The 11,257-nt window shown below is 67.4% G+C and carries 10 protein-coding genes; 5 read left to right on the forward strand and 5 right to left on the reverse strand.

Annotation, left to right across the window (positions count from 1 at the left end; all coding sequences use genetic code 11):
* Positions 1-3: 3 nt before the first annotated feature.
* From RYM47_RS14015 to RYM47_RS14025, 3 genes are all read right to left on the reverse strand, one after another.
* Positions 4-2,202, reverse strand: a complete 2,199-nt coding sequence (locus RYM47_RS14015; RefSeq protein ID WP_315388673.1) for a TonB-dependent hemoglobin/transferrin/lactoferrin family receptor — start codon at positions 2,200-2,202, stop codon at positions 4-6.
* 158 nt (positions 2,203-2,360) lie between these two features.
* Positions 2,361-2,558, reverse strand: a complete 198-nt coding sequence (locus RYM47_RS14020; RefSeq protein ID WP_315388674.1) for a hemin uptake protein HemP — start codon at positions 2,556-2,558, stop codon at positions 2,361-2,363.
* 243 nt (positions 2,559-2,801) lie between these two features.
* Positions 2,802-3,773 carry an aldo/keto reductase gene (locus tag RYM47_RS14025; protein WP_032129941.1) on the reverse strand — a complete coding sequence of 324 codons (972 nt, stop codon included), beginning with the start codon at positions 3,771-3,773 and terminating at the stop codon, positions 2,802-2,804.
* A 193-nt stretch (positions 3,774-3,966) separates the two neighbouring features.
* Between RYM47_RS14025 and RYM47_RS14030 the strand changes: the two genes are divergently transcribed.
* From RYM47_RS14030 to RYM47_RS14045, 4 genes are all read left to right on the forward strand, one after another.
* Positions 3,967-5,265, forward strand: a complete 1,299-nt coding sequence (locus RYM47_RS14030) for a nucleoside transporter C-terminal domain-containing protein (protein ID WP_315388675.1) — start codon at positions 3,967-3,969, stop codon at positions 5,263-5,265.
* 25 nt (positions 5,266-5,290) lie between these two features.
* Positions 5,291-6,247, forward strand: a complete 957-nt coding sequence (locus RYM47_RS14035) for a ribokinase (protein WP_315388676.1) — start codon at positions 5,291-5,293, stop codon at positions 6,245-6,247.
* Between the two features lie 430 nt (positions 6,248-6,677).
* Complete coding sequence (gene dusB, locus RYM47_RS14040) at positions 6,678-7,670, forward strand: tRNA dihydrouridine synthase DusB (RefSeq protein WP_315388677.1); 993 nt, start codon at positions 6,678-6,680, stop codon at positions 7,668-7,670.
* A 14-nt stretch (positions 7,671-7,684) separates the two neighbouring features.
* Complete coding sequence (locus tag RYM47_RS14045; protein WP_070208729.1) at positions 7,685-8,509, forward strand: methyltransferase domain-containing protein; 825 nt, start codon at positions 7,685-7,687, stop codon at positions 8,507-8,509.
* Between the two features lie 96 nt (positions 8,510-8,605).
* Here RYM47_RS14045 and RYM47_RS14050 read toward each other — a convergent pair whose 3' ends face one another.
* Together RYM47_RS14050 and RYM47_RS14055 are read right to left on the reverse strand one after the other, a co-directional pair.
* Entirely contained in the window at positions 8,606-9,688 is a 1,083-nt protein-coding gene (locus RYM47_RS14050; protein ID WP_315388678.1) for a metal-dependent hydrolase, read from the reverse strand.
* Positions 9,689-9,764: 76 nt separating this feature from the next.
* Positions 9,765-10,664, reverse strand: coding sequence for a UDP-2,3-diacylglucosamine diphosphatase (locus RYM47_RS14055; protein ID WP_315388679.1), 900 nt, complete (start codon positions 10,662-10,664; stop codon positions 9,765-9,767).
* A 304-nt stretch (positions 10,665-10,968) separates the two neighbouring features.
* On the opposite strand from RYM47_RS14055, the gene RYM47_RS14060 reads away from it, so the two are divergent.
* A partial coding sequence (locus tag RYM47_RS14060) for an S-adenosylmethionine synthetase N-terminal domain-containing protein (RefSeq protein ID WP_315388680.1) occupies positions 10,969-11,257 on the forward strand: 289 nt, incomplete at its 3' end.

The following is an 11,257-nucleotide window of genomic DNA, read 5'->3' on the forward strand; positions in this document are numbered from 1 at the left end:
GGGCTACCAGCTGACGGCGAGGCTGGCCGACACGTTCCGGCCAGGGTTGGTGTAGCGGTCGATCACCGTGCTGTTGGTGGCCAGCGTGGAGGTGATCGCGGAGTAGTCGATGTACTTGCGGTCGCCGAGATTGAACACGCCGACGTTGATCTTGGCGCCCGGCGCGAAGTCCCAGTGCGCCATCAGGTCGAGCACGCCATAGCCGGCCGGGCGGAACGCGGTGGCGACGGGCATGCGGTCCTTGCGCTGGGCGAAGGTGCCGGCCAGTTCCACGCCCCAGCTGTCACGGTCGTAGGCCACGCCCAGCGTGCCGCGCAGCGGATCGATCGATGCCAGCGGCACGTCTGCGGTCTTGTCGGTGCCGCGCGACCAGGCCACGGCGCCATTCAACGACCAGCCGGCCATCGCCGTGCTGAGCTCGCCGAGGTCGACCCCGGCCTTGAGTTCGGCACCGTAGATTTCCGCGTCGGCGATGTTCTGCGACTGGAACACGATCAGGCCCTGCGCGTTGACGCCGACCTGGCGCTGCGACTCGATGAAGTCCTTGTAGTCGTTGTAGTAGCCGCTCACGCTCACGTACGCAGCCGGGCTCAGGAAGCGAACGCCCAGTTCCAGCCCGTCGCTGGTTTCCGGCTTCAGGTCCGGGTTCGGGATGGCGGTGTAGCCGAACATCACGTTGGTGAAGCCCAGGTTGACGTCGTTGTACGGCGGCGAGCGGAAGCCGTGCGAGTACCCGGCAAACAGCGACCAGTCGTCGGCAAAGCGCCACACCATGCCCAGCTTCGGCGACACGCTGGTCTTGGTCAGGTCGGAGACCGCCATGCCGGGGTTGTCGGCGGCGAAGATCGGGTCCACGTCCGGGCGCAGCTCGTAGTGGTCCACGCGCACGCCGGGCACCAGCGACAGGCGGCCGTCAGCGAAGCGCATTTCGTCCTGCACGTACAGGCCCAGTTCGGTGGTCTTGCTGATCGGGAAATCGCGGACCGGGAACGCGTCGGGCAGGATGGTGGTGCTGGTCTGGCCGTTGGCCAGTACCTGGTAGCCGTCGCGCTTCTGGCGCGTTTCGGTCCAGGTGCCGTCGAAGCCGTAGGTCAGCGCGTGCTCCACGCTGCCGGTTTCCAGTGCCTTGTGGAAGGCGGCCTGCAGGCCGTACACGCGCTGGTCGAAGTTGAATTCGCGGTGGCGGGTGCTGCGGTTGGCACGCGCCTCGTCGGTGCGCTGGGTGGTTTCACTGTCCTGCCGGTACAGCTGCCAGGACAGGCTGTCGGCGAAGCCGGCGGCCAGGTTGTCCATCTCGTGCGCGAACGACACCCGCGCGCGCGTCTGGTGGTCGCGCGCCTGCATGCCGGTGGTGGTGGTGCGGTCGATCGCCGACAGCACGTCGGTGTCCACGCTGTCTTCGTTGCCTTCCACGGTCAGGCGGAAGCGCTGGTCCTCGCTGGGCGCGTACACCAGCTTGCTGAGCACGCTGCGGCCATCGCGGTCCTGCGGATTGGCGGCGGTGCGGGTGCGGTCATTGCTGCGCACCTCGCCCATGCTTTCGGTTTCCTGGCCCTGGCGATGGTTGACGTTGACCATGCCGCTCCAGCGCTCGCCACCGAACGCGGCGGTGGCACTGCCGAGCAGGCCGTTCCACTCGCCGTCGTAGCCGAACTTCAGGCCGACGTAGCTGTGCTTGTCGTCCTTCAGGTAGTCGGCCGGGTCCTTGGTAACGAAAGCCACCACGCCGCCGAGCGCATCCGAACCGTACAGCGCACTGGCCGGGCCGCGCACGATCTCGACCCGCTTGAGGGTCTCCAGGTCGGTGAAGTTGCGATTGGCGTCGGAGAAGCTGCCGATGCTGAAGGCCTTGGGCATGGCGATGCCGTCGGTCTGGATCAGCACGCGGTTGCCGTCCAGGCCGCGGATGCGGAAGCCGCCCAGGCCGAAGCGGGCCGGGCTGCTGGTGACCGAGATGCCCGGCTCGTAGCGGACCAGGTCCTTGATGTCGCGCACCAGATGGTTGTCGAGCTGCTCACGATCGATCACATCCACCGTGGCGGCCACGTCGCTGAGCGCACGTTCGGTGCGGGTGGCGGTGACCTGCACGCGGTCGAAGTCACGCGCGGCGGTGCCCGCATCGGGGCTGGCGGGGGCGGCGGCATGCGCGGCAACAGGCAGCGCGAGGCAGACGGCAATACTCAGGGCAGTCGGACGGATCATGGGTTGGCAGGGTCGGCTGGACACGGAAGGAGACCCCCGACCGGCGCCGGGACCCGAAGGTCGCAGGCGACGTGCCGAGGGGGAGAGAGCGGTGCAGGACGGCGGGCCAGGGGGCGTCGCGCGGCCGCGCGGACGCACCCCGTGGGGGAGGCGGGCCGTTATTTGGTGAGGATCAGCTTGTCGTTGCTGGTGTGGCGCAGGCGATAGAAGCGGTCGCCGTGCTGGATCAGGATTTCGCGGCGACCCTTGAGCAGGGCCTCGCTGTCGATCACTTCTTCGGCCGGGACGGCACGGACCGGGCGGTCGCGCAGGGTCAGCGTTTCGGGGCGCAGCAGTACAGCGGCTTGAGCGTTCATTGTCTGGACTCGTGCGAGGGACGAGTTAAATGATAATGATTCTCAGTTGACAATCAACAACCATTCTCAATTTCATTGATGAGATTAATGATCGAATCCGGAAATTCGATAGACATCATCAATCAAAAGATTGGTGCGACCCCTTTGTAGAGTCGAGCCACGCTCGACTGCTCTTGGCGCCGTCGCCAGGAAACGCCCGCGCTGCGCGCGGAGTCGAGCATGGCTCGACTCCACAAAGGGCTGTCAGGCGAAGACGGCTTCGACCTGGGCCCAGCCGGCGGCGTCGACCTGCTCCAGCACGTCCAGTGCCTGCAGGTTCTGCAGCAGCTGGCTGACCCGGCTGGCGCCGAGGATCACGCTGGAGACATTCGGGTTGCGCAGGCACCAGGCAATCGCCAGCGTGGCCGGGGCGTGGCCCAGTGCGCGCGCGACTTCGCTGAAACGGCGCACCTGGCCCAGGCGGGCCCCGGCGTCGGCCCCCAGCACCAGGTCCTGCAACCACTCCATGCCTTCGCGCCCCAGCCGTGCATCGGCCGGGATGCCCTGGTCGTACTTGCCGGTGAGCAGGCCCGAGGCCAGCGGCGAGAAGATGGTGGTGCCCAGGCCGGCACCTGCATACAGCGGCGCGTACTCGACCTCGACCCGCTCGCGGTGCAGCAGGTTGTACTGCGGCTGCTCCATCGACGGGCCCTGCAGGTTGCGCGCCTCGGCGATGTCCAGCGCCTGCTGGATCTGCGCCGCCGACCACTCCGAGGTGCCCCAGTAAAGGATCTTGCCCTGCCGTACCAGGGTATCCATGGCGTGCACGGTCTCGGCGATCGGCGCGTCCGGATCCGGGCGGTGGCAGTAATAAAGGTCCAGGTAGTCCACCCGCAGGCGCTTGAGTGCAGCGTGGCAGGCGTCGGTCACGTGCTTGCGCGACAGTCCGCGCTGGGTCGGTCGCGGGTCCTTGGCGCTGCCGAAGAACACCTTGCTGGACACGCAGAAGCCGTCGCGCGGCAGGCGCAGGTCGGTGATCACGTCCCCCATGACCTGTTCGGCACGGCCGTTGGCATAGCCCTCGGCGTTGTCGAAGAAGTTGACGCCATGATCCCAGGCGGCGGCCACCAGGTTGCGGGCCTCATCGCGCGGAACCTGATCGCCGAAGGTCACCCAGGCGCCGAAGGACAAGGCGGAAATCGGCAGGCCGGTGGAGCCCAGGCGACGGTATTGCATGCGAATCTCCTGCTGCGGGCCCGCATCCGGGCCGGGATCGAACCCCATTCTACCTGCCGCCGCCAGCCGCAAGCCCTTGCCGTTGCTGGCCTGATCGGCACCGATGGCCGCGCACACGCTGCTTTTTCTTGCCCCGGCCCCTGCCCTGCACTAGGCTTCCCGTTTTTCGCGACGCCCCAGGGGAGTCACTCACATGGTCGAAGGTTTGGGCAGGATCGGCTTCGGCCTGTTCGGGTTGGCGGTGCTGATCGGCATCACCTGGTTGTTTTCCAATAACAAGCGCGCGGTTGACTGGAAGCTGGTTGCCACCGGTATCACCCTGCAGATCGCCTTTGCGGCGCTGGTGATCCTGGTGCCGGGCGGGCGCGACGTGTTCGACGCGCTGGGCAAGGGCTTCGTCAAGATCCTCAGCTACGTCAATGAAGGCTCCGGCTTCATCTTCGGCAGCCTGATGGACACCAGCAGGTTCGGTTTCATCTTCGCCTTCCAGGTGCTGCCGACCATCATCTTCTTCTCCGCGCTGATGGGGGTCATGTACCACCTCAACGTGATGCAGCAGATCGTCAAGGGCATGGCCTGGGCGATCACCAAGGTAATGCGCGTGTCCGGCGCGGAAACCACCAGCGTATGCGCCAGCGTGTTCATCGGCCAGACCGAAGCCCCGCTGACCGTGCGCCCGTACATCGCCAAGATGACCCAGTCCGAACTGATCACCATGATGATCGGCGGCATGGCCCACATCGCCGGCGGCGTGCTCGCCGCCTACGTCGGCATGCTCGGCGGCAGCGATCCGGTGCAGCAGGCCTTCTACGCGAAGCACCTGCTGGCCGCCAGCATCATGGCCGCCCCGGCCACCCTGGTCGTGGCCAAGCTGCTGGTGCCCGAAACCGGCACCCCGCTGACCCGTGGCACGGTCAAGATGGAAGTGGAGAAGACCTCCAGCAACATCATCGACGCCGCCGCCGCCGGTGCCGGCGACGGCCTCAAGCTGGCCCTGAACATCGGCGCCATGCTGCTGGCCTTCATCGCCCTGATCGCCCTGCTCAACGCCCCGCTGACCTGGTTCGGCGAAATCACCGGCCTGCAGGCCATGCTCGGCCGCCCGACCGACCTCTCCACCATCTTCGGCTACCTGCTCGCCCCGATCGCCTGGGTGATCGGCACCCCGTGGGCCGACGCCACCACCGTGGGCTCGCTGATCGGCCAGAAGGTCGTCATCAACGAATTCGTCGCCTATTCCAAGCTCTCGGAAATCGTCAACGGCCAGGTTCCCGGCGTGTCGCTCTCGGCCGAAGGCCGCCTGATCGCCACCTATGCCCTGTGCGGCTTCGCCAATTTCAGCTCGATCGCCATCCAGATCGGTGGTATTGGTGGCCTGGCCCCGGAACGCCGCCACGACCTGGCCAAGTTCGGCCTGCGCGCCGTGCTCGGCGGTACCATCGCCACCTTCATGACGGCCACCATCGCCGGCGTGCTGACGCATTTCAGCTGATATCCGCTTTAGAGAAACAAACTTTATGAGTAGCAGTGTCGTCGTTGTCGGTTCCTTCAACGTGGATCATGTCTGGCGTTGCGAGTCGCTCCCGGCCCCGGGCGCGACCATTGCCGGCCGCTACAGCACCGGCCCCGGTGGCAAGGGCTTCAACCAGGCCGTCGCCGCCCGTCGCGCCGGCGCCCCGACCACCTTCCTGTGCGCCCTCGGCGACGACGCCGGCGGCGCCATGGCCCGTGGCCTGGCCGACCAGGACGGCTTCGCCCTCAGCGCCGAAGCCAGCACCGAGCCCACCGGCACCGGCGGCATCTACGTCGACAGCCGTGGCCGCAACACAATCGTGATCGGCCCCGGCGCCAACGCCGCCCTCAGCACCGCCTACATCGAACAGCAGCGCGGCCTGCTCGGCGGCGCCAAGGTCGTCCTCGCCCAGCTCGAGTCCCCGGTCGAAACCATCGAAGCCGCCCTGGCCATCGCCCGCGACGCCGGCGTCACCACCGTGCTCAACGCCGCCCCCGCCGACGCCCCCTCCAGCATCGGCCTGCTCAAGCTCGCCGACATCCTCACCCCCAACGAAACCGAGTTCGCCGCCCTGCTCGGCCGCCATGTCGGCGAGCGCATCGACGCCGACGACGTCGCCGCCCTCGACGGCGCCAGCCTGCACGCCCTGTGCCGCAAGCTGGTCGGCAACGGTACCGTCGTCGTCACCCTCGGCGCCGTCGGCGTATTCGTCTCGCACGCCGAAGAAACCCTGCGCGGCGACACCCAGCCCTACTACCGCGTAGGCGCCGAACAGGTCCAGGTGGCAGACACCACCGGCGCCGGCGACGCCTTCAACGGCGCCCTGGTCGCCTCCCTCGCCCAGGACCCCGACGCAGCATTCGCCCGCCACGTCCGCTTCGCGAACCAGTTCGCGGGCAAGTCCACGGAAAAGGAAGGCGCGGCAGTAGCCATGCCGCACTTCACGCCGGCAGATGTGTAAAAAAACGAGTTAACTCGAATGAGAAAAAAGACCGGCCAAAACGCCGGTCTTTTTTTTTGCTTTTGACCTGGCTTACCCCACCGTCACCCATACGGTCTCGAGGGTAGGTCGGTATGGGTTTGTGGGGGAATGAGCCGCATGGATGCGGCGACTTAGCCCCCATGGAAGGGTTCACGGCGTCCCCCACAAACCCATACCGACCTGCCCAGCCAGGCGACCCCGCAGAGCCGACGCTCTGGCTCTGGCTCTGGCTCTGGCTCTACGCTTTTCAGCAGAAGTGAACCGCCCACCATCCCAAATGCACTGGGGACGGCGGAACCAACCGTCAAGCATCTGCTGATGCCGGTATGGCATCAGGGGCTTCCTGATTGGCCTGAACAGGGGAGGCTCCGCGTGGTTGCCGGCCAGAGGCCGGCACTACAATGGCCGCATGCAGATCGGTCCCTACAACATCCAGCCCAATGTCGTGCTCGCCCCCATGGCCGGCGTCACCGACAAACCGTTCCGCCTGCTGTGCAAACAGCTCGGCGCCGGCCTCGCTGCGTCTGAAATGACCATCTCCGATCCCCGCTTCTGGAACACCCGCAAGTCCCTGCACCGCATGGACCACGCCGGCGAACCCGACCCCATCAGCGTCCAGATCGCCGGCACCGAACCCCAGCAGCTCGCCGACGCCGCCCGCTACAACGTCGACCACGGCGCCCAGATCATCGACATCAACATGGGCTGCCCCGCCAAGAAAGTCTGCAACGCCTGGGCCGGCTCCGCCCTCATGCGCGACGAAGACCTCGTCGCCCGCATCCTCAGCGCCGTCGTCGGCGCCGTCGACGTTCCCGTCACCCTCAAGATCCGCACCGGCTGGGACTGCGACCACCGCAACGGCCCTCGCATCGCCCACATCGCCGAAGACAGCGGCATCGCCGCCCTCGCCGTGCATGGCCGCACCCGCGACCAGCACTACACCGGCAGCGCCGAATACGAAACCATCGCCGCCATCAAGGCCGCCCTGCGCATCCCCGTCATCGCCAACGGCGACATCGACTCCCCGCAGAAAGCCGCCCACGTCCTCGCCCAGACCGGCGTCGACGCCGTCATGATCGGCCGCGCCGCCCAGGGCCGTCCCTGGATTTTCCGCGAAATCGCCCACTACCTCGCCACCGGCACCCTGCTCCCCCCGCCGACCATCGAAGAAGTGCGCGACATCCTGCTCGGCCACCTGCATGCCCTGCATGCCTTCTACGGCGAACCCCAGGGCGTGCGCATCGCCCGCAAGCACCTCGGCTGGTACGCCAAGGACCGCCCCGAGAATGCCGCCTTCCGCGCCGTCGTCAACCGCGCCGAAGACCCCGCCGGCCAGATCGCCCTCACCACCGACTACTTCAACGCCCTCGCCGCCGGCGAACCCCTGTCGTCCGCCGCCTGATCGATGTGACCGCCATGACCCCGATTGCCGCCCCCACCTACCTCCACGGCTTCTCCAACACCGAACAGCACCGCCTCGTCACCCAGGCCCGCCTGCTCGAATCCACCATTTTCAACAGCATCGACTACAGCGGCGCCCAGCGCCTGCTTGAAGTCGGCAGCGGCGTCGGCGCCCAGACCGAAATCCTCCTGCGCCGCTTCCCCGACCTGCACGTCACCGGCATCGACCTCAGCGACGCCCAGCTCGCCACCGCCCGCCAGAATCTCGAAAAGACCCCCTGGTGCAGCGAACGCTACAGCCTGCTCCAGGGCGACGCCGGCAACCTCCCGTTCGGCGCCCGCGAATTCGACTCCGCCTTCCTCTGCTGGGTGCTCGAACACGTTCCCTCCCCCGCCCGCGTACTCAGCGAAGTACGCCGCGTGCTCGTACCCGGCTCCCCCGTGTACGTCACCGAGGTCATGAACGCCTCGTTCCTGCTCGACCCGTATTCCCCGCACATCTGGCGCTACTGGATGGCGTTCAACGATTTCCAGTACGACCACGGCGGCGACCCCTTCGTCGGCGCCAAGCTCGGCAACCTGCTGCTCGCCGGCGGCTTCCGCGACGTGCATACCGAGATCAAGACCATCCATCTCGACAACCGCGAACCGGCACGACGCAAGACCATGATCGCGTTCTGGGAACAGCTGCTGTTGTCGGCCGCCGACCCATTGCTGGAAGCCGGGCTGGTGGATCAGGAGACCGTCGATGGCATGCGCCGCGAGTTTTCGCTGGTGCAGAACGATCCGAATGCGGTGTTCTTCTTCTCGTTCGTGCAGGCGCGTGCCACGGTGTATTGAGGCGTTGCCTCGATCAGTAATCGGCCACAATCGAACGTTGCGTTACCGCGGCGGTCGATTGGGATGCGACCCTACCGGAGAAGCACCGCATCATCGTTATCGGCGCGGCGCCACGGCATCAGTGGTCGCGGCCGAATCGCCCGCGTCGGGTGTGGGCGTTTTCCAGATGCGTTCCCACAGCGCCCCGAAGCGGCGCTTCGCGCGCGCCCTGCCCTGTTCGCCTTCGTAGGCCGGGCGCAGCTGCTCCGGCGTGATCGCCACCCAGCGCTCGCCTTCCGTGCGTGCCACCGCGAAGGTGAAGGTGTAGTCCGGTTCCAGGCCCATGCGCAGATCGCTCAGCTGCAGCCGGTCGTCGACCACCTGCGCGCGCATGAAACCCCGGTTGAACCAGTTCAGGCGCGCCACCGCCGGAATGTGCGCCGCCTGGCGCAACGCCTGCACGTTCGACGGGTAACCGCGGAACGTCATGGGGCCTTCATCGGCCACCACCGAACGCTCGCCGATCACATAGCCACTCGGCGTCATCGCCACCACCTGCCACAGCAGCGTGTTGAACGGCGTCGCCACCGAAAAGCGCGGCGCACTGCCCAGCCCCATCGCCGCCAGCGCACGGTCCGCCTCGCGTTCCACCTGCTGCTTGGCCAGCAGCGACCAGCCCAGGTAACCCGTGCTCAGCACCAAGCCTGCCAGCAGCGCCTTCTGCGCCAGCGGCCGGCTGCGCGCGAACCACGCCACCGCGCAGCCCAGCAACAGCCACACCGTGTACAGCGGATCGATGATGAACACACTCGACCACATCGTCGGCGGCGGCGTGAACGGCCACCACAGCTGCGTGCCGTACACGGTGAACGCGTCCAGCAGCGGGTGCGTGATCAACGCCAGCAGGATCGCCCAGAACCAGCGCACCGGTGCCTGCGCCACCCGGCCGTGGCCGAAGCGTTTGAACAACCACCAGATCAGCGCGGCCACCCAGGGCAGGACCAGCAGCGAATGGCTGTAGCTGCGGTGTTCGGTCATCAGCGCCACCGGGTCGGCGGCGGTGAAGGCCAACACCAGGGCATCCAGGTCCGGCAGCGTGCCGAGCGCGGCGCCCGCCAACAAGGCGGCGCGGCGATGGCCGGCGGGGGCGATGGCGGCGGCAACGGCGCCGCCGAGAACGATCTGGCTTAAGGAGTCCATTGCCCGATGGTACGGGAGCGGCGGGGTTTACGGACGTGGGTGGCACCGCGTGGGACACGCATGGCGTGTCCCGCAGTCACGCCGCAACCCGCCTGGACCCCACCAGCTGCACCAGCATCCGCCCCTCATGATCGATCAACCGCAGGCTGCCATCCGCGTCTTCCGCCAGCGCGGTCAGGCTCTCCACCCAATCCCCATCATTGGCGTACACCAGCCCCTCCCGCTCGATCAGCGCCGCACGATGGATGTGCCCGCACACGATCCCGTCCAGCCCTCGCCGGCGCACATCGGCCAGGCCCGCCTGCACGAACCGCTCGATGTAGGCTTCGGCCGCGCTGCTGCGCTTCTTCAGGAACGCCGACAACGACCAGTAGCGCAGGCCCAGTCGGCCCCGCACCGCGTTGAGCAGCCGGTTGCCTGTCAGGATGCGGTAATACAGCCAGTCGCCGAAGCGCTCCTGCAACCCGCCGAAGTGGGTCGCGCCGTCGTAGTCGTCGCCGTGCACCACCAGCAGCCTTCGCCCGTCTGCCGTGGTGTGGATCGCCCGGCGTCGCACCCGCATCGCCGGCAGCATCAGCCCGCACAGCTGGCGCAGCGACGCGTCGTGATTGCCCGGGATGTACACGATCTCTGTGCCGGCCCGGCGCAGTGCGTGCAGCGCCTCGATCACCCCGCTGTGCGCAGCACCCCAGCTGGCGCGGCGCTGCGACATCCACCACAGGTCGACGATGTCGCCCACCAGGTACAGGCGCTGGCAGCGCAGCCGGGACAGGAACATGGCCAGCTCGGCGGCGTGGCAGTGCCGGGAACCCAGGTGCACATCGGACAGGAACACGGTCCGGCGCCATGGGAACGGGGCGTCTCCCGCCGGCGGCGCTGCGACCGGGCGGCCCGCAGCGGCGGGCGGATCGACGGCGGTGCCGCCCTCCCACCAGGCAGCTTCACGCAACTGCAGACGCGGCTCGAGATCGTGCATGGCACTTGCTCCGGGGCGGCTGAATGGCCCGCAGCCTGCGCCCGGCATGCGGCAACCGGATGACCATTCGGCGGCAGGCCGATGACCGGCGCCGCGAAAAGCCCACCGCACCGGACCGCCCGGCTGTCACGCAGGTGGAACACTGGGCCGCGACGCTGGGCCCCAATCGCGCTGTGGCGGCCCCTGCCGGTGGGCACGCCGGCTTAACCACGGGCAACCCCCGCTGGGCCACAATGCAATGGCGCGACTTGCCGTGTATCATTCGCGCCCATCTTTCCATCCGAATCAAAGGATATTACGCCTGATGTCCAGCTACCTGTTCACCTCCGAATCGGTCTCCGAAGGCCATCCGGACAAGATTGCCGACCAGATCTCCGATGCGGTGCTGGACGCGATCCTTGCCCAGGACCAGCGCGCCCGCGTGGCCTGCGAGACCATGGTCAAGACCGGCGTGGCGATCGTGGCCGGTGAAATCACCACCTCCGCCTGGATCGACCTGGAAGCGGTGACCCGCAAGGTGATCCTGGACATCGGCTATGACAGCTCCGACGTCGGCTTCGACGGCGCCACCTGCGGCGTGCTGAACCTGATCG

Origin of the sequence: uncultured Stenotrophomonas sp., from assembly GCF_963519125.1 — a bacterium.
In the GTDB taxonomy this organism is placed as follows: Bacteria; Pseudomonadota; Gammaproteobacteria; order Xanthomonadales; family Xanthomonadaceae; genus Stenotrophomonas.

Coding starts and splice junctions, on each gene's coding strand:
- RYM47_RS14035 (WP_315388676.1), top strand. CDS start 5,291: ATGAGTAGCAGTGTCGTCGTTGTCGGTTCCTTCAACGTGGATCATGTC.
- RYM47_RS14045 (WP_070208729.1), top strand. CDS start 7,685: ATGACCCCGATTGCCGCCCCCACCTACCTCCACGGCTTCTCCAACACC.
- RYM47_RS14055 (WP_315388679.1), bottom strand. CDS start 10,664: ATGCACGATCTCGAGCCGCGTCTGCAGTTGCGTGAAGCTGCCTGGTGG.
- RYM47_RS14015 (WP_315388673.1), bottom strand. CDS start 2,202: ATGATCCGTCCGACTGCCCTGAGTATTGCCGTCTGCCTCGCGCTGCCT.
- RYM47_RS14025 (WP_032129941.1), bottom strand. CDS start 3,773: ATGCAATACCGTCGCCTGGGCTCCACCGGCCTGCCGATTTCCGCCTTG.
- RYM47_RS14050 (WP_315388678.1), bottom strand. CDS start 9,688: ATGGACTCCTTAAGCCAGATCGTTCTCGGCGGCGCCGTTGCCGCCGCC.
- dusB (WP_315388677.1), top strand. CDS start 6,678: ATGCAGATCGGTCCCTACAACATCCAGCCCAATGTCGTGCTCGCCCCC.
- RYM47_RS14020 (WP_315388674.1), bottom strand. CDS start 2,558: ATGAACGCTCAAGCCGCTGTACTGCTGCGCCCCGAAACGCTGACCCTG.
- RYM47_RS14030 (WP_315388675.1), top strand. CDS start 3,967: ATGGTCGAAGGTTTGGGCAGGATCGGCTTCGGCCTGTTCGGGTTGGCG.